Origin of the sequence: Brevibacillus sp. 7WMA2 (assembly GCF_010748895.1) — a bacterium.
In the GTDB taxonomy this organism is placed as follows: Bacteria; Bacillota; Bacilli; order Brevibacillales; family Brevibacillaceae; genus Brevibacillus_B; species Brevibacillus_B halotolerans.
In genome coordinates, this window is the sequence record NZ_CP048799.1 from 3,442,080 (window position 1) to 3,465,969 (window position 23,890).

Annotated in this window: 25 protein-coding genes and 1 riboswitch; of the genes, 1 reads left to right on the forward strand and 24 read right to left on the reverse strand. The window is 40.6% G+C overall.

Translation table 11 applies throughout. The features are described from left to right. Nucleotides 1-29: 29 nt before the first annotated feature. The 14 genes from GOP56_RS14415 to GOP56_RS14480 form a co-directional block, all read right to left on the reverse strand. On the reverse strand, nucleotides 30-398 hold the full coding sequence (locus GOP56_RS14415; RefSeq protein WP_101669274.1) for a flagellar protein FliT: 369 nt from the start codon (nucleotides 396-398) through the stop codon (nucleotides 30-32). Beyond that, nucleotides 398-790, reverse strand: coding sequence for a flagellar export chaperone FliS (fliS, locus tag GOP56_RS14420; RefSeq protein WP_121473052.1), 393 nt, complete (start codon nucleotides 788-790; stop codon nucleotides 398-400). The genes GOP56_RS14415 and fliS overlap by 1 nt, the downstream gene beginning before the upstream one ends. Before the next feature lie 28 nt (nucleotides 791-818). After that, nucleotides 819-2,441: a flagellar filament capping protein FliD gene (fliD, locus tag GOP56_RS14425; RefSeq protein WP_163245920.1), complete on the reverse strand. Its 1,623-nt coding sequence runs from the start codon at nucleotides 2,439-2,441 to the stop codon at nucleotides 819-821. A gap of 12 nt (nucleotides 2,442-2,453) precedes the next feature. After that, nucleotides 2,454-2,810, reverse strand: coding sequence for a flagellar protein FlaG (flaG, locus tag GOP56_RS14430; RefSeq protein ID WP_003334318.1), 357 nt, complete (start codon nucleotides 2,808-2,810; stop codon nucleotides 2,454-2,456). Between the two features lie 239 nt (nucleotides 2,811-3,049). Further along, on the reverse strand, nucleotides 3,050-4,294 hold the full coding sequence (gene fliB, locus GOP56_RS14435) for a flagellin lysine-N-methylase (protein ID WP_163245921.1): 1,245 nt from the start codon (nucleotides 4,292-4,294) through the stop codon (nucleotides 3,050-3,052). Nucleotides 4,295-4,347: 53 nt separating this feature from the next. Next, nucleotides 4,348-4,719, reverse strand: coding sequence for a DUF8042 domain-containing protein (locus GOP56_RS14440; protein ID WP_022586185.1), 372 nt, complete (start codon nucleotides 4,717-4,719; stop codon nucleotides 4,348-4,350). A gap of 198 nt (nucleotides 4,720-4,917) precedes the next feature. Further along, nucleotides 4,918-5,163 carry a carbon storage regulator CsrA gene (csrA, locus tag GOP56_RS14445; RefSeq protein WP_121473056.1) on the reverse strand — a complete coding sequence of 82 codons (246 nt, stop codon included), beginning with the start codon at nucleotides 5,161-5,163 and terminating at the stop codon, nucleotides 4,918-4,920. A gap of 9 nt (nucleotides 5,164-5,172) precedes the next feature. Next, on the reverse strand, nucleotides 5,173-5,592 hold the full coding sequence (locus tag GOP56_RS14450; RefSeq protein ID WP_003334314.1) for a flagellar assembly protein FliW: 420 nt from the start codon (nucleotides 5,590-5,592) through the stop codon (nucleotides 5,173-5,175). 13 nt (nucleotides 5,593-5,605) lie between these two features. Next, complete coding sequence (locus GOP56_RS14455; protein ID WP_068794014.1) at nucleotides 5,606-6,184, reverse strand: DUF6470 family protein; 579 nt, start codon at nucleotides 6,182-6,184, stop codon at nucleotides 5,606-5,608. Between the two features lie 21 nt (nucleotides 6,185-6,205). Next, a complete protein-coding gene (gene flgL / locus GOP56_RS14460) occupies nucleotides 6,206-7,114 on the reverse strand; it encodes a flagellar hook-associated protein FlgL (protein WP_163245922.1) in 909 nt (302 codons plus the stop codon). Between the two features lie 157 nt (nucleotides 7,115-7,271). Further along, entirely contained in the window at nucleotides 7,272-8,753 is a 1,482-nt protein-coding gene (flgK, locus tag GOP56_RS14465) for a flagellar hook-associated protein FlgK (RefSeq protein ID WP_163245923.1), read from the reverse strand. Between the two features lie 14 nt (nucleotides 8,754-8,767). Next, on the reverse strand, nucleotides 8,768-9,271 hold the full coding sequence (locus GOP56_RS14470) for a flagellar protein FlgN (protein ID WP_003344535.1): 504 nt from the start codon (nucleotides 9,269-9,271) through the stop codon (nucleotides 8,768-8,770). 18 nt (nucleotides 9,272-9,289) lie between these two features. Next, a complete protein-coding gene (flgM, locus tag GOP56_RS14475) occupies nucleotides 9,290-9,568 on the reverse strand; it encodes a flagellar biosynthesis anti-sigma factor FlgM (protein WP_003334308.1) in 279 nt (92 codons plus the stop codon). A 189-nt stretch (nucleotides 9,569-9,757) separates the two neighbouring features. Beyond that, complete coding sequence (locus GOP56_RS14480) at nucleotides 9,758-10,171, reverse strand: TIGR03826 family flagellar region protein (protein WP_003334307.1); 414 nt, start codon at nucleotides 10,169-10,171, stop codon at nucleotides 9,758-9,760. A gap of 156 nt (nucleotides 10,172-10,327) precedes the next feature. On the opposite strand from GOP56_RS14480, the gene map reads away from it, so the two are divergent. Beyond that, on the forward strand, nucleotides 10,328-11,077 hold the full coding sequence (gene map / locus GOP56_RS14485; protein WP_003344539.1) for a type I methionyl aminopeptidase: 750 nt from the start codon (nucleotides 10,328-10,330) through the stop codon (nucleotides 11,075-11,077). 88 nt (nucleotides 11,078-11,165) lie between these two features. Here map and GOP56_RS14490 read toward each other — a convergent pair whose 3' ends face one another. The 10 genes from GOP56_RS14490 to GOP56_RS14535 all read right to left on the reverse strand — a co-directional run bounded on the left by GOP56_RS14490 (nucleotide 11,166) and on the right by GOP56_RS14535 (nucleotide 23,825). Then, a complete protein-coding gene (locus GOP56_RS14490; RefSeq protein WP_163245924.1) occupies nucleotides 11,166-11,975 on the reverse strand; it encodes a ComF family protein in 810 nt (269 codons plus the stop codon). Between the two features lie 9 nt (nucleotides 11,976-11,984). Continuing rightward, nucleotides 11,985-13,931 (reverse strand): ATP-dependent helicase ComFA, encoded by a 1,947-nt coding sequence (locus GOP56_RS14495; RefSeq protein ID WP_163245925.1) that lies wholly within the window; start codon nucleotides 13,929-13,931, stop codon nucleotides 11,985-11,987. 76 nt (nucleotides 13,932-14,007) lie between these two features. Beyond that, entirely contained in the window at nucleotides 14,008-14,388 is a 381-nt protein-coding gene (locus GOP56_RS14500) for a hypothetical protein (RefSeq protein ID WP_236867697.1), read from the reverse strand. Nucleotides 14,389-14,480: 92 nt separating this feature from the next. Beyond that, nucleotides 14,481-15,188 carry a response regulator gene (locus GOP56_RS14505; protein ID WP_003334302.1) on the reverse strand — a complete coding sequence of 236 codons (708 nt, stop codon included), beginning with the start codon at nucleotides 15,186-15,188 and terminating at the stop codon, nucleotides 14,481-14,483. Between the two features lie 5 nt (nucleotides 15,189-15,193). Next, nucleotides 15,194-16,372, reverse strand: a complete 1,179-nt coding sequence (locus GOP56_RS14510) for a sensor histidine kinase (RefSeq protein WP_003344545.1) — start codon at nucleotides 16,370-16,372, stop codon at nucleotides 15,194-15,196. Between the two features lie 11 nt (nucleotides 16,373-16,383). Continuing rightward, nucleotides 16,384-17,394 (reverse strand): polysaccharide deacetylase family protein, encoded by a 1,011-nt coding sequence (locus GOP56_RS14515; protein ID WP_068792148.1) that lies wholly within the window; start codon nucleotides 17,392-17,394, stop codon nucleotides 16,384-16,386. A gap of 162 nt (nucleotides 17,395-17,556) precedes the next feature. Next, complete coding sequence (metK, locus tag GOP56_RS14520) at nucleotides 17,557-18,762, reverse strand: methionine adenosyltransferase (RefSeq protein ID WP_003334298.1); 1,206 nt, start codon at nucleotides 18,760-18,762, stop codon at nucleotides 17,557-17,559. 129 nt (nucleotides 18,763-18,891) lie between these two features. Beyond that, nucleotides 18,892-19,012, reverse strand: a riboswitch (SAM riboswitch). A gap of 73 nt (nucleotides 19,013-19,085) precedes the next feature. Further along, nucleotides 19,086-21,638: a S8 family peptidase gene (locus tag GOP56_RS14525; RefSeq protein ID WP_096886484.1), complete on the reverse strand. Its 2,553-nt coding sequence runs from the start codon at nucleotides 21,636-21,638 to the stop codon at nucleotides 19,086-19,088. A gap of 185 nt (nucleotides 21,639-21,823) precedes the next feature. After that, nucleotides 21,824-22,828, reverse strand: coding sequence for an SLAP domain-containing protein (locus tag GOP56_RS14530; protein ID WP_003344549.1), 1,005 nt, complete (start codon nucleotides 22,826-22,828; stop codon nucleotides 21,824-21,826). Between the two features lie 64 nt (nucleotides 22,829-22,892). Next, on the reverse strand, nucleotides 22,893-23,825 hold the full coding sequence (locus tag GOP56_RS14535) for an SLAP domain-containing protein (RefSeq protein ID WP_003344550.1): 933 nt from the start codon (nucleotides 23,823-23,825) through the stop codon (nucleotides 22,893-22,895). Between the last annotated feature and the right edge of the window lie 65 nt (nucleotides 23,826-23,890).

Sequence of the window (23,890 nt, forward strand, 5' to 3'; positions counted from 1 at the left end):
ATTTTTTCGTGTAAAAACTAGCATATATCTTAATTTTTTTTGTCAAAGAAAGCTCCATAGGCAACATGAGTCGTTTCACCAGCGTACTGTTTGTTTGCTACTTTCGCCTTGTTTACCTGATGTAGCTGTTCTTCAATTTTTGCTTGCTGCTGCTTCATCAGAGAAAGGATTTCTTGATCAAGCTGATAGCTTTTCTGCAATAATTCCTTTTCCTGTGCTTGTAGGTCTATGCCTAGTGCTTGCAGTTTACCTAGGTGCGTAATTTGCTCTTCTCGCTGTTCAAGGACGGAGTTCCACTCATCGGGATTCGGTTCTTCATCATGCTTCAGGATTTCCATTAGTTTTTCAGTAAGGATAAGGATATTGCTCGCTACATCCATCGCAGAAACATTCGTCATTATATCTGATTTCCTTCTGGCTGCCTTCTCGCAATCAGCATTGCCTGTTTCCATGTATCGCGGAATTGCACAAAAAACTCTTCTACTTCCGTGATGATGGCGCCGTCCTTTTTCAAATTCGCTTCAATTGTACGATTATACATATAATCATACATCAGCAAAAACTGCTCAGAAATTGCTACGTTTTGATCTAACGTAACCATTAATTCTCGGATAATATCCTGTACCTTAATAATACTCTGATGAGCTTTTTGAACGTCCTGTTTCTCCAAAGCTATCTTTGCTTCTTTACTAAAACGGATGCCCCCATTGTACAGCATTAACGTAAGCTCGCCTGGCGAGGCTGTTTTTACTTGGTTCTGTTGATAGATTTGTGCAGCCGTCTGATTCATGCATTCCCCTCCTTATTCCTCAAAACCATTACGCACCGAATTTAGATAACAGGTTCGAGCCTTGAGCATTAAGCTTATTAATCGCTTGCTCCATGGCCGAGTATTTTTTCCACAGACTTGTTTCTTTATCTTTTAGTTTCTTCTCCCAAGCATTAATGCGAGTGTTGATATCTCGGATATCCTTTGAAATTAGGCTATTATCACTGGTTGTACCTGTCCGACCCGCTTTTTCCCCAATTTTTTTCATAGCAGCATTCGTCTGACTATAAATACGTTGAGCAAGACCTTGGGATTTGAATGAATCAGATCCTGAAGTAATCCCGCTACCATTTGTGAAGAGAGCAATAACTCTTTCCTGATCATTTGACAAGGCATCTTTAAGCTTTTCTTCATCAATGTGAATCTTACCGTTTTCCATGTAATCAAACTTACTGCCCAGACCATCGGATTTCTTTGGACCGATTCCAATGCTAGCAAGTGTATTTTTTGGCGGTTCTACTCCTTCTACAGGAGTATAGAACGAGCTGCGCATCTGTGTGAGCACATCAGATAAAATACTGTCCCTTTTTAACAGACCGCTCTTCGCTTTCTCTTCCCATTTATCGATTTGTTTTTCTTTCATTGCTTCTTTTTCTTCATCAATAAGCGGGTAGAAATCGCGGTACACTTTTTCTGTCAGCTTGTTATTAAATTGATCGATTACCTTGTTATAGGTATCAACGAACTCTTTGATAGCAGTCATAACTGACTCCGTATCTTTGACTGTAGAAATGACTACTTTTTTATCACCGACACCGATATTATCTTTAAAAGTAAAGCTCATACCATCAAAATCAAGTGTGTTTTTGGAATCTAAAGCAAATTCAACACCATTTACAGTAGCTTTTCCGGCTTGTTTTACGATGCCTTTAAAATCTTGTGCACCTGTAAAGCCTGTCTTCGTATAATTTGATTCAGGTGTTCCTGTAGAATCAACTTTAGTAAAGTTTTGTTTTATCTCACCATCAGTAATATTAAGCTTATTACTTCCACCGCTAGTTGTAATTTTAATAGCAGATTCCTGAGTAGTACTTTCCGTAGTTGGAGGTACCTGAGATGTGAAAACGATAGATTTGTCCGTATTCGAATAAAAAGCTTTAACGCCGGTCTTACTGGACTCACTATTAATTTTATTTAAAACTGACTCAATTGTGTCTTTTTCACCTACTGAAATGGTGACTTCGTCTGAGCCATCAGTACCCTTCAGTGTAAAATCAAAGGAACTATTTATTTCTGTATTACTATCCTTGATATCATCGCTAACCTTAAACTTCACGGAAACACCAGTACCCGGTTTCGCAAGCTGAACATTAGATACATCGTACTGCGTTGTAGAATTCTTCTTTGTAATACTTGCTGTTACTTTAGCGTCATCGGAAGAAGATACTTTTTGCTTTGTAAAATCGGAAGTCAGACGCAATTTACTTACTTTATTATTTAGCTCTAGCAATAATGCATTTTGCTCGCGATAGCTGTCGCGCGTCCATTCTTCTTTTTGACGCTTACGAAGCAATTTCTCCATTGGAGATCGTTCCGCTTTCATTAATTTTTGAATCATTGTTTCAGTATCAAGACCTGAAGCTAGACCAGATATTCTCATTGGACCTGCCATTTTGAACCCCTCCTAAATTTTTCGATCAACCATAATACCAATTAGTTCGTACATTTGGGCAACTGTATCCATCATCTTTTTAGATGGGATCTCTCTGACCACTTCATCAGTCTGATTATCAATCACCTGTACATAGTACTCACCTAATTTTTCATGTAGGTTGAATTTTAAATGCGTTTCTTTGGCTTGCATAAATTTATTTAAAGCTGATATTTCCTTTTGTAATTCTTTTTGAAAAGCATCCTTATGCTCAATAGCTTGAACCACGTCTTTTTCTGTTGAAGGCTTCGGTTTTATAGTAGCATCTAATGGTGGCTTGGTTAGCTCTTGAGGATTCGAACCTGCATTTCCATTTTGACGAATTTCCACAGTAATCCCTCCGTCATCTTCATCTTCTATCTAAAGTATCGGCATATTGCTGGTAGAAATTGAGTGGTAGCGCTCTTTTCCTCATTAAAATAAAAAAAGGGACCCCATCAAATGAGAGGGCCCCTTTCGTTCAGGTAGGTATGGTCGTTAAAATAATAACGAACAGCCATATAGCGGGCCTGACTGGTTCCTATTATTTGGATAGAGCTACAGCTCTGTATGACTTTTGACTCTGTGTTTTAATTTTTAATTAAAATGGACATATATCCCATTGTCGTGAACCCATTTTCCTCCAACAAGCCTTTCATTTTCGTTAAATAGGATTGATTATGCTCGACAGCTCGTCCAAATGATTGAATAAGCTTCACAACATGGTCTGTAGAAAGCGCTGTTTTATGGTGTCTAGCCATTCCGATTAATTGCAATTTAATCAATGCATAACGAATAACGAGCATAACATATTCTTCAAAAATATCCTTATCAAGAGCAGTTGGGAAGAGCTTGGAAAATACATGATTTACCAAATAATTTTCTAGAATATACTCATGATTCTGCATGAATGGTTGGTAATGGTTTTCATAAGCGTCTATATATCTAGAAAGGGTGCCTTCCTCTTCCATACCCTCGAAATGCTCAAGTCCCAACAAGCACTCTGTATAACACTCTATATAACGGCCATGAACTCCACCTTCGATGAAACGTTGATCCGTCAACTTTTTTAACAACTTCATCTGAATGGTATGGTTAACAGGCACATCGGCAAACATTTGATCAATGGTACCGCTTTGCAGCATATTGGTATAGGAACCTATAAGCTGTAAAACTTGATCTACCTCAGAATTGTTCACATATTCTTGAACCTTTTGAAAGAATAACCCTAAAAATAGTAAGCGATCCTCAAACTTATATTGTCGGTACTGCAAGACTTGAATCGTAAAAATTCGCAGTTCCCAGAAGTATTTTTGGAGTTTTTTCCCTTTTATATGCTTAGAGGTATCGATATCGCCAGCGAAGTGCAAACCTATCTCAACACTCTCTAATTGCTCTTGAAATCCTATTCCTTCTGGGTTAAGAAGTGCTAATCTCGCTATTTCTGGGCAGGAGATGGTTGCTGCTCGTTCAACAACATCATTCACATTGTTCCAGGTGCGAGGGTAGGTTTTACAGGTGTTACAGAGATAATCTTCCCCTTTTTTTAGTTGGATACTACATAATTTCTGTTCGTTCAGAAACACACAGCTATTTGAAGAATCCATCATAATTTTGGCATAATTACCAGTTGAGGCCTTAGAGCGAACTCGCTTTATATTCCGATCTATAATTGGTGACAATTCTTCATCTTTCAAACGTTTATATTTCTTATACGTATCCTGATCAACCGTGACCTTCCATCCAGCGCAACAAGTATCCTCGCACTCTGTACCGATGCATTGGAAAGATAGCATATACTCCGGCACAAGCGTTTTCTTAGTTGTTGTCGACATTTGCAGATTCCCCCATATTTCTTACTGTTTATCAAATTTTGTTAAAGACATACTTATGAGAGTACGTGAGGGACTACATGACGTGTCATTTCCTCTTGCCACTCTTTTTGTAATGGGATCATTTGTGACGATAATACTTGAATGGCTAGCACCTGATCCGATTGTTCAAAAGCACCTACCAACTTCTCTAGTATTTCAGTTCTGAATTTTGTTAACTCTTCCAGACGGTTGTCTTTTAGCAAAAAAGGCGAAATCATCCCTGTTGACTTTTCTAATTGATTGCATGCATCAGCGATATCTGCCATTAAATAGGCCATTTCATGGATCTGATTCTGATGCAAACGCTCATGTAGTAATTCGATTGCCTCTCCACAAGTCGTTGACAGTCCAATCATTCCTCGCATAACACCCCAATATTTTTCCATGGTATTCAAATATTTCCTTTCCAAGACAATAGATCATTGATAGCTCAGCTCAGTAAATTTCTAATCGCATGTAACATTAGCTTACTAACTTCTCATACTACATATATCGGTAATTCGTTATACCTTTCATAGCTTTTTTAACAAAACTATTTATTTACAAATGAAGGAAATTGAAAAAGACAAAAAAAAACTTGAAGCTTATTCATCTTCAAGTTTTTTTTCAGTTCCTAACCATTGGGCTAGTTGGGTCCAATCTACTTTTGTTTGTACAGCTAATTGATTCTCTTCCTGAATGGCTACATATATTTCTTTTCGATGAACGTTAATATCGCGTGGAGCCGATATGCCGATACGGACAAAGTCTTTCTCAACTGCAATCACTTTTATCTCTATCTGATCGCCAATCATGATGGACTCATTTTTTTTACGCGCTAATACCAACATATTTATCACCTACTTTGTCACTGGCTTCTCTTTTTGTAAAAGGAGGGGCTGCCGCAAATTGTAATGATCTCCTTGCAGAATAAATTGTGTAGCTTTTCTGTTTTCCACATTAATGACAAGAGGTGATTTTAAATTAACTGTGATTTGGTCTTTTCCTCGTATTGTCATGACTGACAAAATCACCACCTGAGACTCTTCCGTAATCTCCAAGGCTTCTCTCACTGAACGAGGTAGATCAAATTCATAATCCTTAAAGAAAAGAAACGGATCTACCACCCAAAAACTAATCCCCTGTTCTTCCAATGACTGAAGAGACAAAAAAGGCATTTCTGGATTTTCTTGCACTAATTGATACTCATGCAAATTAGAAAAACCAATCATACCCTCTACAATATAAAGTTTTCCCATTTTTTCCTGTTGATACATCATTAGACAACACCTCTTATCTAGCTACGTCCACATTTAAACCTACGACTTCGATATCCAGCCGATTCCACTGTTTTACATACGCCTCTACCTTGGCAGGCGTATATTTGTGAACAGGTGGGTTGACGGTTGTCTCAATTTTTGCCCCTCTTGGTGTAAATTTGATCTCTACGGGCTTGGCTTCATAACGCATTTCAATACCATCACCAATAAGAGAACCCGCAGCTACGACTCCTTCACCTGAAAACATGATGCTTTTTTCAAAAGCGATCTCAGCGATAGCGTTACCCCCACGTTCAAAAGCACGCAGTTGATCTCCTTCAACTCCGGCTTGCTCAATCGCTTCCATTACTTTGTTATAGCCATACTCGGCATTATCACTAGACCGTCGTAACGGGCCTCTCATATCGATATTTTCACGTGCTTCATTGGAATCAATCTGCAATTCCCCTTGAGGCTGGCGAATTTCCAGAATAGCCGCTTCCTGTTTTATTTCCATGCTTGCTCTTGGCTGCTCAATCTCTTGCTTCCCTTGCTTACTTTGCAAGTTTAGCAAGAGAGGAGTAGATCTCATAGATAAAGAAGCTAGTTGCATTCTACTACTCCCCTTCCGCCTTTATCTTAGAAAATCAAGTAACGATGGTTGAATAATTCGTGCGCCTGCTCCTAAAGCAGCTCGGTGTACGTTTTCTTGCATTTTTAAGTTCGTAATAACTTCTGCTTCATCTGCATCTTCATTACTAGACATCATGGAAGTAATGCTGACACTATCAGCATCAAGTCGATCAGTCATTAATTCTAAACGATTAGAACGCGCTCCTAAAGCAGCACGCTCTAACAGCAAGTTATTAATGTGATTGTCCATTCTATCTAAATAATCCGCTGCAGAATTCCCTGCGTTTAGATCTCCTACGATGTCTTCTAAGGTTTTAAAAATATTTTCACCTGCTGGCGAATCAAAAATATTTTTCCCACTAATGTTTACTTGGAAAAATACCCCTTGACTCATTTCCATTTCTACTTTACCTTCGTTGGATGTAAAAACGAACTCTTCTTTACCAGTACCAGGTTGTGTTTTTATTTCAAACGGTGGCTTATTATTATTGTCGCCTCCGTAAATATACTTCCCATTCACGGTTTGGTTAGCCAAATCACCCAAATGTTTTTTTAATTCTTCAATCTCAGCAGCAATACTCTTTGTTTCTTCTTTTGAATACGTACCATTACCTGAACCAGTTAATAGATCACGAACCCGGCCAAATACTTTTCCAACCTCATCCATAGATGTATCATAGGATTCCATCCATGTTTTGGCTTGTCCAGCATTGCGCAGAAATTGCTCATTTTCCACTAGAGAAGTTCGATAATACATCCCTCTAGCAGCAACGATTGGGTCATCAGACGGACGAGACACTAGTTTCCCTGTAGAAAGTTGCTGATAAGATTTACTCATCTGGCTCATAGAGTTATTAATATTGCGTACCATGGTGTTATTCATCATATTCTGTGTGATACGTATCGCCATTTGGTTTGCCTCCTTGTACATGTCTAGCTCAATTTTTATTTATTGCGTAATGCTCCCGTGAGTTAGAAACACAAGTTATTCCCTTTCATCTCTTCCTGTTGTACAAAATACCGTTTTAAAAAAAGCGTCGCAACATACGACGCTCTTCTCAAGTAACCTACAAACCTACACGCCCCATACCATTAATGATTTTGTCTAAGATCTCATCCATGCTGGTCATTACACGAGCCGCTGCACTATATGCCTTCTGAAACTTGATAAGGTTCGTCATTTCTTCATCGGTATCAACTCCTGATACAGACTCACGGTTCATAAGAATCATGTCTGAAGACGTTTCTGCATTTTTAAAATTACGGATTGCTTCCTGACCATCTACACCCAATTGAGCGATCGTGTGGCGATAAAAGTCGTCAATGGTTGAGGATTGCGGAAAATCATTCGGATTGTTGCCTGTTCCCGCGGGAATTAGTTTATTTTTAATTTTGGAGATCTCCAGAGCATTTTGGTTATTTCCATCATTAACTTTCCCTGTTGCATCAGCTCTAGCTGCTGCAATTTTATCTAAGCTTTTTAAAATCTCAGGATTTACTTTAATATTTGCTGCACTTGTCGGATTGTCTTTTCCCCCGTCAATAACAAAGAAATTAAGACCTTCCTGAGTACCATTTTTAATATCATCAAGGTTGTAGCCCGTTTTATGAACTTCATTTATCTCACGAGCTAAATTAACAGCGAGAGAATTCACCTTTTGTAGCATATTAGCCGTAGTTTCATCTCTTCCTTCAATTGCTGCTGACAATGTTCCCGTTCCCTTAAGCGGTTTAAACTCTCCTCCACCCAAGGTAACATCAAATTTTCCTGTTGCGGTGTTTTTTGTGGCTTTCACTTCAACAGAAGTAGAATTGTTCACAAGTGGTTGTCCACCTATGGTAATATTGACCATGCCACGTTCTGTTGGCGTAACCTTAACCTCAGCCATCGCAGAAAGCTTATCAATGAGAACATCGCGTTGGTCATATAAATCATTCGGCTGGTAACCATGTGGTACAACATCACCGATTTGTTTATTAATGGACGCGATTTGCTTGGCAATGGAATCAATAGAGTTGGCTTGTACGGCTACCTCATTATTTAAATCATCTTGTAGTTGTGTAAGGCGGTTGTGCATATGATTAAATGTGTCGGCTACTGCCACCGCTCGTTCCCGTAAAACAGAACGTACAGATTGGTTCCTTGGGTCTCCGGATAAATCCTCCCACCCTTTCCACATTTGATCCATAACCTTCTGTAAGCCATTTTCGGACGGTTCATTCATAATATCCTCTATGTTACTAATCGTTTTAACCATGTCATTCCAATAGCCTGTATTTTTAGCCGCAGCCCGATATTGACCATCTATGTAATCTTCCCGAATGCGTTGAATATCTGTTGCATACACCCCGGTACCAAGTAAACCCGGTGCACGGTCTGCATTCATTCCAGGTCCCGGGATTGGAGTCGCAGCAGCCATATTAACGCGCTGACGAGTATATCCAATGGTATTGGCATTTGCAACATTGTGTCCTGTTACGTTTAAAGCAGCCTGTTGTGCAAACAACGCTCTCTTACTTACTTCAAGTAGATGGAAGGTTGATCTCATATGGACACTCCTTTCTATGCCTTATGGTTAAAAATAGAACGATTCATTGACGAGTGTAACTGTTGATTCACTGGGTTTTTATAAATAAAGTCCTCTTCCGGTCGATCAGTGAACAAGTCAAGGCTCATATTGACAAAGTCAAGGGAGTACTCCAATAACTGCTGATTTTGCTCGTTCTCTTCCTTCAATTTTCCAATGACTCTGAGTAATTCTTCCCGACGCTGAGCTAACTGATTTTTCATCTCTACATCCGTACACAATCTAATAACATCTTGTAGGGTTCCATCCGTAACAGCTACACCCTTTTCATTAAAGATCGTGTTGGTCATATCTTTACGCAATAGCTCAGTTCTCTGAACAGCCTTTAACAACTGTTGCTCTTTTTTGACAAGGTCAGTTAATTGTTGCATATCGTTTTTTACCAAAACTTCTCGCTTCTCCATCGCTAGTGTATATAGCGCTTGGTGAAGCTCCGTCAAATTATCCAACACGGCAAAGAGTTCGTTTACATGCGCCATGAGCTCCCTGTCGCTCCTCTACGATTTTTTCCAAAAAGCAATGAATTTCTCAGCGATTTGATCGCTAGGCACTTGATATGTACCGTTTTCAACCTTGCTTTTTAGTTCAGAAATTTTAGCTAGACGAGCTGAGTCCATTTCTTGTTCTTCCCCTAGCTTGAGAAGTTCCATTCCCTCAGTAGAAATTGAAACTTCATCTTTTCCCCATTTATGCTTTAATTGGCTATTCTGCTGCACCTTATTAGCCTTATTGTAGGCTTGTATCATTCCTGTGCGGTTGGTTTCATTAATACGCATATTATCACCTCGATCATTGAGACTTGCGCTAGAAAGAACTTACGGCACCCCCCATATTTAAGAAGCGGACCGCATGTTCTTAGCTACAGGATAGAAAATCACCGTTTGCTTGCTCTAGTAGTAACATCGGCTTTTCTTATGAAAACGATTAATGTTTCTAATCATCCAAAATCGTTTGGTTGGATAGTCCTATTCTTTTCTAAACTTATAGACCTGATTTGTTTTTCGCTCATCATCCGTAAGACGACGTTCAACGTCAATTTGTTGTGTAATTTCACGTTGTAGCTTACCTGAGCAATTTGTACACATAGCCCCTGATTGAATAATTTCCCCACAGCTTTCACATGGGTATCCAAGGTTCGGGTTGCTTTGAACTGAAATCCGTCCTTCACGAATAAATCGAGTAATCTCTTTCACCTCGACACCCGTACCTTCGCTCAATTGATAAATGGTAGCACCGCGATTTTCCCTTTTTCTCAGGAAGCTAGCACATAATTCGTATTGCTTCTCTTGTTCTTTATAGCATGATGGACATACATCTCTTATTCCTTTCACAAACAGCACATCACATATTGGACAGTTTGCTAGTTGTCCTAATCCCATAATTTATTCCTCCCTAATTCACTTTGTTTTTGGCATGAAAAATATATGTTATCATTACTTATACTTATGTTTATTGCTTGAATTCAGCGCCGTGTACAGTTTTTCTAGTCGACTGAATAAACTTTAGGCAAATATCAAGTACATGGAGGTCTTACCATGATCGTTATTAAAACCAAGGAAGAAATTGAACTCATGCGTCAGGCTGGCATCATTTTGGCTAGTATCCACCAAAAAATTGCTACCATGATTCAACCAGGTATTACGACTTGGGAAATTGATCAATTCGTAGAACGTTACCTAAAAGAACATGGTGCCAAACCTGAGCAAAAAGGCTATCATGGCTATCCTTATGCCACATGCGCATCAATTAACGATGTCATTTGCCACGGATTCCCTTCTAAAAAGGAATTAAAAAATGGTGACATCGTAACGATTGACATGGTTGTTAATCTTAACGGATGGTTGGCCGACTCTGCTTGGTCATATGGAGTAGGACAAATCTCAGAGGAAGCCGATCGTCTATTGACTACCACCAAAGAGGCTCTGTATCTAGGGATTGAGCAAGCAGTTGTTGGCAATCGTATCGGCGATATCTCCCATGCTATTCAAACATTCGCCGAAGAGCGCGGATACTCAGTCGTCCGCGATTTTACCGGCCATGGAATTGGCCAAAAAATGCATGAAGATCCTTATGTTCCACACTTTGGGCCTGCTGGTAAAGGAGTTCGCTTGAAGGAAGGCATGGTTCTCACCATTGAGCCCATGCTGAATGTAGGAACTTATCATGCAGTCGTAGATGAAGAAGATGGGTGGACAGCACGTACGCGTGACGGGAAATTATCAGCTCAGTACGAACACACTCTTGCTATTACGGCAGATGGGCCACAAATCCTAACTCAATTATAAGTCTTCTGTACCAGAAAAACATAATTACCTATTATTTTCATCGGCAAATTTGCATTAATAGATTTGCCGTTTTTCTTTTTTCCATAATTTAACGAGCCAATGTGAGACTACAGACGGATAACTGAAGATTTTGTTTTTTCGCATAGTACGAAAGTACCTTAGCACATGCTTCAATTGTTGCCCCTGTTGTAAAAATATCATCTACTATCAGTACTCGCCAACTGGTTTTTTTTGGCCAAATAGAAAATGGCTGAAAACAATGAGATGTAGTATGCAGGCTCGGATGAATCACGAATGCATCCTGCATACTTTCAAAACGTGCTGCCCGTCCTTTTTGCTTACTTTGCTTTTCGGTTTCCTTTTGACGCTCCCATAGCGGAACACAAGGAATTTTCTGATGATACCCCACATATTCGGCTAGCTTCTGCGCTTGATTAAATCCCCGTTCTTGTAACCGAATCCTGTGCATTGGAACGTAACTTATAAGATCAATCCTTCTCCTCAGACCATAATGAAACCGATAACCTAATAATATCAAAGTTGCACAGATAGAATACAATCGCTCATCGCCCTGATACTTCCACTGTTTTATTACGTCTTTCGTCCATTCATTATACTGGATTACGCTTCGATTTCCTTTCAGCCCTTCCCTATGTCGACTACAATCTCGGCATAGCTCTGGTTGTCCTGCACATGCTCTACCACACATTTTACAGATATGCTTCAGCAAAAGTATAGCATTTGAAACACATTTCTCACATAAAAGTAGCTGCATTAGCTGATAGAAGCACCTTGGATAAAAGAAAGCAGGCACATTCTTTGATAGATGATGAATTACTTGTCTTGTTTTTGCAGCAATTTGAATCGGATTTTTACAGACCAAACAATATTTCATCATTTATTCCCCTCATTCTATCATTGTTGCAGTCTCTTCTGCCAAGCGATTCATTCGTTTAATATGCCTGATAGCTTGAGCAGGGCCAGAAGCTTTCTTATTCATGAGATAGAGAATCTGTCCCTTTGGATAATCACTGGACCGTCCCACTCTTCCTGCTATCTGGACTAGCGAAGCTTCGTCGAAGATAGGGGCATCTGCCTCTAGTACAATGCAATCGCTACGAGGAATGGTTACTCCGCGTTCCAGAATCGTAGTCGTTACTAAGATCATGTACTCCTTTTCTCGAAAAGCACGCACCTTATATTCACGTGCAGGATCTGAAGCGTGTACCCCTTCTACTTTATCTCTCATATCCGTAAAAAAGTGCTGAACATAAGCTACCACAAAGGGAATTTCCTCAATTCGCGGCACAAATATAAAGACCTGCCTGTGTGCCTGTATACTACTTCGTAAAAAAAATAATAAGGGAGTAATGGGCTGTAATACATGAATACTTTGACGCAAGTGGGTTGTAACAAGCTTTGTTGGAATAGGAAGTGGATGTCCATGAAACCTAGCTGGCAGAATAGCATGTGTAGAGGAAGTAAGAGAAAGCTTTTTGTGAAAAGGGAATGCTTGATTATCCATTCGTTTTTTTACTAGTTCTTGCTGGAGATAGCGTGGGGGTGTAGCGCTAAGATATAAAATCTTGCCATGTGGTAGTAACGAGCGCTTCACAGCATGATACAAAGTCTTATTTTGGTGGTAAGGAAAAGAATCTACCTCGTCAACTACTATCAAAGAATAACGCTGGTAGCAACGTAACATCTGGTGGGTAGTCGAAATCATCAGTTGGCTTTGCTCCCATTTTTGCTGACTGCTCCCATGAATAGCCACGACTGAAATGGAAGGAAATACGTTTTGTATACGTGGTGCTAGTTCTAAAACGACATCTTTACGAGGGGTAGCGATACACACAGCTCCTCCACGTGCCAATTCTGCATCGACCGCTGGAAACACGAGCTCTGTTTTCCCTGCCCCACAAACCGCCCAGATTAGAAATCTCCGTTCTTTGGAAAAAACGAATTCTCTTACCTTTTTGGCTACGATTGCTTGCCTCCTAGAAAATTGTCCATTCCATTGCAGGATGGTTTTTGAGGAAATGCAATGTTGCGTATCAGCATCCAGATGACCGGACAGACTGGCAGGCACAAATATTAGAGGTACACAGCTCTTGCATCTCCCCATCGAAAGGCAATTATAACAGTAGGCGCAGGGTTGTTGACAGCTATAGCAGCTTGTTTGTTCAATTTCCCTGAAACTATTGCACCGCTCACAATGATAGGACAGTTGATGCTGCCACCAACAACGATGTAGTTCAAGACTAACACTTGGGCGCCACTCTGCTTTTCCCTGCAAAACAAGCCAATGCAATGACATGATAAGGTGATCTGAATGATTTAGGGTTATATAGGAGGATTTCTGAAAGCTCAACCTTTTAACTTCTTCTAATAATAACGCCCTGCCTTGTAGCTTAAGATAAAGCTGATGCGTCTGCTGCTTGTTGCTAGCAAGGAATTCTATTACATTTTGTTTTTCAAGCATATGAGATTCACAAGCCCTCCCCTCCCCCTCCAATTCTTCGAAGCTAAAGGAGCAGGATCGCCCGTAGGAATAATTTTCACCTGTCTCCCTTACGGATAGACGATTTACTTCTTTCGTGTAGCCTTGAGCCACCAGACGTGCCTGCTTGAGTGTATGAGAAGCAACTTGACCAGCGGCAGCTTGCTGCGTAATTTTTCTGTTCACCCTGTCTCTTATCCCGAAAAGTAAGGAGAGTGATGTACTTTTTCCAATAATGTACAATCTTTGCCCGTTCTGCTCATTCCAAAATTGCTTGTCTACCTGGAAACACGGAGTAATATATGCTAAGACAGAATGTCCATCTTCTTTTAAATAAAGAACATATTCATGCATAATGTCGATCCCCCCTTGTCCTTATTCTTAAAAAAGACAAAGGGAGCATGCAAGAAAAAAGAGACCAGCCTATAACTTAGCTAGCCTCTTTTCCAACCGTTCGTAAATCGATGACAACGACCGATTCTCTTCCTGCTTGTTGTTCTCTTATGGTATCTGGATGGACTCGGTATAATATCTCCGTCATCCGCGGCGTATCGTCAGAAGAGCCTTCATCCACAAAACTAATACTAATTGGCTGTCCATATAAACCAGATTGAAACATCAGGGTACGTACAGCCTCTTCAACTCGATGCTCTGAATTATGCAAAAGTAGTTGATAATGTGTCAAGGTCAAAGGCTCCATAATAGAAGTGGCCCTGCCTGACTCCATCCAGATATAGAACATTTTCAGCAAAAGAGCGGAGCAGCCGTATGCTGCAAACAACCAGATCATAAAATCAGCCAACACGGTCATCCCCTCCTGTAATAAGGTATGCCGTACTGCTTGACTTGGTTGCTTTCTCCACACTCATTTTTCATAAATGATGTATGATCCGCTTAAAAATCTTACAGCTTTACCCAGCCATTCTTGATGGATATAACCACAGCTTGAGTACGATCCTGTACATTTAGCTTTTGTAAAATACTGCTTACATGGTTTTTAACCGTCTTTTCACTGATGAATAAATATTCACCGATCATTCGGTTGCTTTTCCCTTCTGCCATTAATTGCAAAACTTCACGCTCACGACGCGTCAAGGATTCAATGATACGCGGATCCATCACTGGTGACTCTTCGAACGTAATACTACGATCCATTGACTCCTCCTGCTCGCTTAAGCGACGGAATTCGTCGATTAACTTACCGGTCACTTTTGGATGGATATATGCTCCACCTTGGGCAACTACGCGTACCGCTTCTACCAATTCAGAAGTCCCCATATCCTTTAGTAAATAACCGGATGCTCCTGAACGCAGTGTGCGGTAGACATATCCTTCATCATCATGAATGGATAAAATGATTACTTTTGTTTCTGGGCTAATTTTTACTACCTCTTCTGCAGCCGAAACACCGTTGACATTTGGCATATTAATATCCATCAATAATACATCTGGTCTGTATTCAGCTACTAGCTTGGGAGCCTCCATTCCATCTGAACCTTCGCCCACCACTTTGAAACCAGATTCCATATCGAGTATTCTCTTTACGCCTTCACGAAACAATTGATGATCGTCTACTAACACGATTTTAATTTCATCCAACAATTTTTCCACCGTTATTACCCTCCCTGTTTGCCGGTACTTTTGAATACTGACGCGGGCTGTAGCGGTATTTGAAACACCACTCTAGTCCCTTCTTGGCTATTGGACGTAATGCCGATTCTGCCATTCAGTAATTGGCAACGTTCCTTCATTCCCATTATTCCGAACGATTGTCCTTTTTTGCTAACCTCACTCACATTAAATCCAATTCCATCATCTTTTACGACAATAAACATGTTTTCCAGCTGAAACTCAACCTTTATTTGGACAAAATTAGCTTTCGCATGCTTGTACACATTGTTTAGGCATTCCTGAACTAAGCGAAAAGCTGCTGCCTTAAATGAACTTTCCAACTTATGTTCTTTACCAAAAACAATTAGATCAATATGTAATTTACTACGATCCTCAAAGGTTTGTATATACTTTTGCAAAGTTGGAATGAGTCCTAAGTCATCTAAAGCCATTGGTCTCAAGTCAAAAATAATTTTTCTGACATCTGCTAAACTCATTCTTACAATTTCCTTTAAGCTGCCTAATTCCTGTTGAGCATCCTGGATTGCGTCATTTTTCAACATTTTTTCTACAATTTCTGTACGCAATACTACATTGGCCATGGATTGTGCAGGTCCATCATGGATCTCTCGGGCTACCCGCTTACGCTCTTCTTCCTGGGCCTGAATAATTTTAAGTCCCATAAGCTGATGCTGCTTGGCAGATTCCAAGGCTTCCTCTACTTTGGACAAATCTCCTGCTAAAAAGCTGTGAACCACGCTGATCTGACTTAGTAACCCTTCTGCTCTAGTAATTGTCTCTAAAATATTCCGCAAACGAAACTCTAGCTCGTCGCGGCGTTTCTTTAGGTTATTTTCCCGCTCACGCATTAAGGAAAGCTCTATCTGAACATTATGAGCTTCCTCATAAGCTGCACGAATATCGTTTTCAGTAAAGCTTTGAAAATTGCGGCTTACTTGTACCAATCTCGACCTTGATCGGCGGGACTGTAACTCTAAATTATCAACATTCTGGATCACTTCTGCCAATATTTGCCGTATTTCAACAATCTCTTTTTTGATTGCATTACTTTCCGAACGAGCACCTTCTGCTATCTGAAATATTTGCTCTTTGCTCATTTCAACCGTTCGAATCGTTTTTTTTATGACCCCATCTAGAAGGCTGATATCAATGCCTTTATCCATGGGTTTCCCCCTTATTCTTCCATTTTTACTTTAGTAAATAGTTCAAGGAGCTGGGGTGCACCTACCTTGCGTATTCCTACATCAAATCTCGGGATGGAATATGGATCTTCATTTGGCTTCACAACGTCTCTTCTAGATGTAAAGACATACTGATATCCTGCTTCCTTTGCCGAGTCAATCACAATCTTGCTTTTATAGCCTTGGGGTAAGGAGAGAGAGGCTATAGGCTTTTTCACAAGTTGCTCTAAGCCTATTTTCGACATCTTAAAATCAACAAATAAACGACTTTGGTACTCTTCCTCATTCTCTGCACGTTGGAATTCTTCTAGATATACAGGCTCTGTTCCCGCTTTCTGTACTCCCCACTCATCCAGCTCTTTATGCTCATGTAAACTGAATGTGTGCGAGCCAATATCAACTAAGCCGGAAGCCAGCATTTCGTCAATTTGTTGATAAGCTAAAGGAACGGTCATATTTTCTCGCTTTCGATCCATGGTATCTCGCAATCTACCTGCAATTACAAAAGATGCAGATGGATACCCATATTTGGAAAGCAACGGATATGCATGTGTGTAATAACTTTCATAGCCGTCATCAAACGTAAATAAAACTGCATTCTCCTTGGCAGTTACGCCTGTTTGCATAAAAGTAAAAAACTCTCTTAGGCTAATAGGATGAAAGTTATGTTCCTTTATAAATTGTAAATGCTCACCAAACTGCTCTGGTGTTATTACAAATGGCTTATTACTGTCACGGTCAATGTGATGATAATTCAAGATGACAACCTTGTCTTTATACCATCTCTCGTTTGATAGCTTTTCCTCTGGTTTACTAATTCTAGAAGGAATTTGCTCTACGTCTGGCCCTTTAGGTTCTAATGAATGAGACGTATGATCCCCCGTCTTTTGTTGCACATAATCCGTATTTTCTATCCCTACATTCTCTGGTCTAAACCAATACACAAGGATAGAAAACAGCAGAAGAAGAAGGAAAAAGACGAGAAAGAAAGGTTTTTTCTTCATGATGCGCCCATGTTCCTTTCGATCTTATTATAGTGCTTTTCGACAAAGATTTACAGAATCCTCTACGTAGTCTACCCCATTGAAGTTGTACTTGCCTAGCCTTTTTCGCAATTTTCATAAGAAAAAAGAAGCCCAGGAAAATCCTAGGCTTCTCTGTATTTTTTACAGGCTAGCAGCGTCTTTTTTTAGATCTTCTGCTTTATCTGTACGCTCCCATGGTACATTCAGATCATTGCGTCCGAAATGACCATATGCTGCGGTTTGTTTATAGATCGGACGGCGTAGGTCTAATTGCTTAATAATGCCTGCTGGGCGCAGATCAAAGTGCTTGCGAACCAATGCTACCAAATCAGATTCCGCAATTTTTCCTGTTCCAAATGTATTTACAGCGATAGATACCGGTTGAGCTACCCCGATTGCATAAGCTACCTGTACTTCGCAATGTTCAGCAAGACCTGCAGCTACAATGTTTTTCGCTACATAGCGAGCTGCATAAGCACCAGAACGGTCTACTTTTGTAGGATCCTTACCGGAGAATGCACCACCGCCATGACGAGCATAACCGCCATACGTATCTACGATGATTTTACGACCAGTTAAACCGGCATCCCCTTGAGGACCACCGATAACGAAACGTCCGGTTGGGTTAATGAAGTATTTCGTTTGATCGTCTAACAGATTTGTAGGAACGATCGGTTTAATTACTTGCTCCATTAGATCCTTTTTAATCTGATCTAGTTCTACTTCTGGAGCATGTTGAGTAGAAATAACAATTGTATCGATGCGAACTGGTTTATCGCCATCGTATTCAACAGTTACTTGCGTTTTACCATCTGGACGAAGGTATTCAAGCGTACCATTTTTACGCACTTCTGTCAGACGACGCGCCAACTGGTGAGCCATGCTGATTGGAAGAGGCATTAATTCTGGTGTTTCGTTGCAAGCATAACCAAACATTAGACCCTGGTCACCTGCACCGATTGCTTCGATTTCAGCATCAGTCATGCTACCTTCACGTGCTTCCAACGCTTGGTCAACACCTAGTGCGATATCTGCTGATTGCTCGCCGATTGCAGTAATAACACCGCATGTATCTGCATCAAAACCATATTTTGCACGATCGTAACCAATTTCACGAATCGTATCTCTTACTAGCTTTTGGATATCTACATATGTAGAAGTTGTGATTTCACCTGCCACAAGTACTAATCCGGTGGTAACAGATGTCTCGCATGCTACACGAGCATTCGGATCTTTAGATAAGATCGCATCAAGAATAGAATCAGAAACTTGGTCACAAATCTTATCTGGATGTCCTTCAGTAACGGACTCAGATGTAAACAAGCGACGCCCTTTTTGCAATTCCATACTTAAAACCTCCTTCAACTGGAAACATGATATATAGTATGTTTGCCGAGCCAGGTTTCCATCACGACAAAAAGAAAAACCTTTCCCTCCGCTGAGGAAAAGGTTGCTTTTCTAATGCGTTCCTTAACCCTCTTATCGGCCAGAGTGAGTCTAACTATTTAGATAGTTATCCTTTCTCTGCTGGTTAGCACCGCTCAAAACGGTTGCCGGGCTTCATTGGGCCAGTCCCTCCACCTACTCTGGATAAGAGTAATATCCATGATTTATAGAATAATCTTTTTTTAGAAGGGTGTCAATGTACTTTTGTAAAAAAACCCGGCATTTTACAATTGGAAGGATTTAGCTAATACAGTGACCATTTCCCCACGTTTCACAGGACGATCTGGCTTAAAGGTTCCATCCTGATAACCGTGTAACCAGCCATAGTGTGAAAGTGTTTCGATTGCAGCCACCGCCCAATGTGAATGAGGGACATCACGATAAGAAGTATTGGACGATCTTGACACGTTTATTTTTTTAGCACGCGCAATCATCAAAGCCATTTCTGCTCGATTAACAGGTCGATCCGGTTCAATTTTCCCATTGAAGCCACTCATAATTCCCAACTGAGAAGCCTGTAACAAGCTCTCATATGCCCAATGCTTCTTATCTAAATCCTTATAGGTATTAAGACCTATTCGACCAGTTGGAAGCTTTTTGGCCTTCATCGAGCGAAGGAGCATGTCTGCGAATTCAGCTCGCGTCATATTAGCATCTGGACGGAAGCTATACGTATTAGGTACGGTAATGACTCCACGTTGAGTTAAACGACCTATATCATTTCTAGCCCAATGCCCATGTATGTCTCGAAAGCCGCCGTACATTTCCTGACGAGTCAATGTAAATCGATACGCATCATAGCGGAATGGCGTAGTACTGGTCAGCTTTATATAGTATGTCCCTGCAGCTAATTTTTTTTCAAAGACAATGCTATTATCTTGTCCGAAAACCTTTTCCGCTCGAATTGCATATTTCATATCGCGACTATCGTAAATACTCATCATGATCTTTACCTGTGGCGGTACATAAGGTGCCCGAATGGTAACATACGTTTCTTTTGGAACCGAAAATGTAAACCAATCGTTATCTGCTTCTGAAGGAATTGTGCCTGTAATTAGACTGTTATCCCCTAGTTTTGTAGCTAAACGATAAGTATCGTTTGGTTCATTTGGGTCTTTTCGTTCAGGCATATAATTTAGCTGAAAAAAGTACTCGCCGCTCACAGCAGCAGGATAGCTGTTCTGAATTTGGAACAAATAGCGACCTGGCGTGACGTTCATCTCTAGGCTTTTTAATGGATCAGTGGGCGAGCTGCTATTAAGGGAAATTCCGCCAGATGTCTTATCGCGTTCTTTACGCACCTTAATTTCCGGGTCTAATCGTAGAGTATCTGTATCCACTCGCAGATAAAGCTTGCCTGGATCACGTACAAAATAGGAAAACCAATCAACGTCCTGTGCTGTGTGAAAATTCCCCTTGATCTCAATGTTATTACCTGGAGGCAGGGGTCGGACTTGATCAATACTATTATTTGGCTCATATCGATCAGGTGCAATGGCAAAACGATTGGTAATGGTATAGCGTAAAGTGCTAGACACCGCAGACCGTTGGAAGTGAATGTGAACCTTGCCCGGCTTCACTGCAATTGTTGCAGTGGCTTTATTACCAAGATAATACGTATCCTGAGGCTTTCCATCCTGATAAACACTAGCCGCCAATGGAGCCTGCGTATCCACGGAAACCTCTGCTTTTAATTCTAAGGTTCCCTCATAAGGAATATCCGTGTAAAACCAATCGCTCTTATCTTTGTCGCTTAGAGTGCCGTGAATCTGACTTTCCATGGGGAATGCGGCTGCGGTACGCTGTGTATTGTTTGGCTCATTTATATCCTCAGGCAGTCTACTCATTACTGCCTTCTGAACATTTAAAAGACCATATCCTGTCCGCCTGTCCCATCTCACTCCATTTAATTTCGTTGCTGAATGGTACAGAAGCTGGCGTACCTCCAACGGTTTCATATTTGGGTTCCTAGCAAGAATTAACGCCGCCGCACCAGCTACCTGAGGAGCCGCTGCAGAGGTGCCCTTCATCGAATCGTACCCGCCACCTCTTGTTGTCGTATACACGTTCACGCCTGGGGCTACTAGGTTAATTTCTGGTCCAAAATTAGAACGGCTATGGATGGTATTAGAGTTCGTAACGGCACCAACCGCAATCACCGTAGGAAAAGCAGCAGGATAGTTAACACGACTCCCTTCATTTCCAGTAGCCGCTACAACAACAACTCCCCTATCCTCTGCAAAATCTATTGCATCCTCCAGTGCCTTCGAATAATATAGTGCGCTGGCGGACATCAAAACAACTTTGGCTCCTTCATTAACTGCTCGTCTAATTCCCGCTGCTAAACGATCAGATGATGAAAGTCCTTTTTTATCCAAAATTTTAATAGGCAATATTTTAGCGTTCCATAAAACCCCTGTTACCCCTAAACCGTTGTTTCCTTTAGCTCCCAATATCCCGATCACATTGGTGCCATGCCCGTTTAAATCTGAAGCACTTTCCTCTTGCACTAAATTAATAGTAGGCAACAGATTGTCCTTCAAATCTGGATGGGAAGAGTCTACCCCGGAATCAAGTACCGCAATTTTAATCGCTGTATTGCTGTTGACGATCCCCCAAGCCTCCACTGCCTTAATCTGCGTTAAATGAAGCTGTTTTGAAAAGTAGGGATCGTTCGGCATCGCGGCTGCTTGGGCAGGCTTTTCACCAACCGTAAAAGCAAGTAAAGTAACAACAACCGGAATAATCATTCTTTTTGTCAACTGTGTATATCGCATATGGTGCCCTTTCCTCCTTCTCCTGTAAAGAAGTAAATCAGGAAGGATTAGCGTTCTTAATCTTTCAATTGTTCTTTATATAGCATAGTATAGGCTTGCTCAAGAGACAACCATTTCCTGCACCTAATTTTTCCCAAATACAATAGATAAAGACCCCTCTCATCACGAAAGGGGTCATAAAAGGATTACTGAATGAATCCCTTGTTATTTTCATGTAATTCTAGCTTCTGAGCTTTTACATCTTTATCCTGTCTTGCATCTGGTACATAAGCCTTGCATTTAGACAAGTCCAGATCTTTGCCTTCTAGCGAACTTGCTGGAATATAGAATCCCCATACGCGTTGAGTTTTGGGTTTAATGTAGAGGCTATGCAGGCCAAAATGCATGCGTGCAACGTCTCTACCAATCTCGTCACGGATATACACAGGTACTTCTGTGAATTCTACACGTTTATCTAAACCATTCATGAAGGCTACAATTACTTTTAGGCCGCCATCTGGAACCTGAACTAAATCAATAGCTGTCAGTTCAACTTGACCGTCACGGATCGGGAACAGATCTTTTACCTTTTGGATATAAGACTCTTCCTCTTCATCTGTTAAGCCGTTGTGTTTCTCCACTAGCTTTTCTTCCATTTTATATTGATCTAGTCTTTCTTTATCATAAACCATAAATAATTGCGTATCATCCTCAGGCATGAACAAAAAATCCTCCCATGTGAAAAGGAATTCACATGGACTTGCAGACATATCTTGCAAACCACCCATTGTTAGCATCTCAAAGGATTTGCGTGCCACTACCTTACCATCAGAGGTAACCAAAGCAAGTGGTAATTTATTTAACATAATATCCTGATGTGTAGCATTACGAACAAATGTCATTACCAGGAAGCCCGTATTTAATACATTCGTAAAGAACGGAAAAATCCCTACCTCATCACGGACAACCGGTGGCAACTCATCGTGAATGAATTGCAACAACTCAATGTCCATCTCTTCCAAATTCTTGGAAGCTAAACTATTCAAGTTTAGAAACAATTCCTTGGAAGGGATGCGGTTTGACGATTGCTCAGGCTGTTCAATGCCAGATACACCTAGGTAAAACTCTTTTTGTAGAAACTCATGAATATCCTCACGGGCCTGTTCTAACCCCTGTTTAGAACCAAACCAATTAACTAATTGCCAACTCATTCTATAACCTCCTGTGCATAAGGCAAGGCGACATGCTTTTCAGCAGTCACCTTGCACGCTTTCTCTATAAAACTTCTACATCCAATTCCCAATTGGATTTATTCAATGTTTGATTCATGTTAACAACTTTTGGCGGGAACGCTAATATCCATGGCTTGCTAGAACCGCTTTTCAGACTGATTTTACTTCCATCCACGATTCCTTCCGCTATTACCTTCTCCTTGTTTCGTTCACGCACTACTACACGCAATGCCTTTGGTTGGAAGGTGTCTTCCAAAGCGCTGCGGATTAGCATCGCCACGATTAAACGCCCATCCTCTTTTAAGCCAATATCAAAACCGGTGAAACTAACTGTACCTGGAGCCAAGAAAGGAAGATTGTATATCATATTTTCCAGACGATCCTTTTGCGTTACGGTCAAACGTTTTTCCATAGCTGGATCAATCTCTAGATTTTTTGGCCAGACAAACTCACGTTGTGGCAGTCCAATAATCAGTTTCCATTGTCTAACGTCCATAGATCTTTCGTTTGTCACCAATTCTTCTGGGAAAGTAATTTCCCACGGACGACTGCTCATTGGTGGAATTATTCCAACTGGACTCAGATCAAATTCACCTTTAGCAAATAAATGACCTTCAACAGCAATTGCTAGGTCTAATTTACCCATTTCTACCGGTATTGATGAGGCGTTACGAATAAATAAAGCTACGGTAACAGCCCCTTCACGAGGAATCAAGCTAAAACCCGTAAGTCCTAATGTTCCCTCAGGAATATCTGGCAAGCTATCATTTAAGAAGCGCAAGGTATACTTTTTCTCTTGATCCAGCATTTCATTCCATGCTGGGTTGAAAGAAACTTCCAGATCGCTTGATTTTAACATTTTTTCTGTCGCTTCTTCAATCCGATTATGCGTAGTCTGAGAAAGGTCTTTCTTGAGATCCTCGTGACTTCGCATTTCATTATCGTTAGTAAACCAATTCTTTAAAAAGTTAAACATAAGATCCCCCTCTTTGCTGTGATACAAAATTCCTATATAATCAATTCCGTTTTTAACGTAGTACG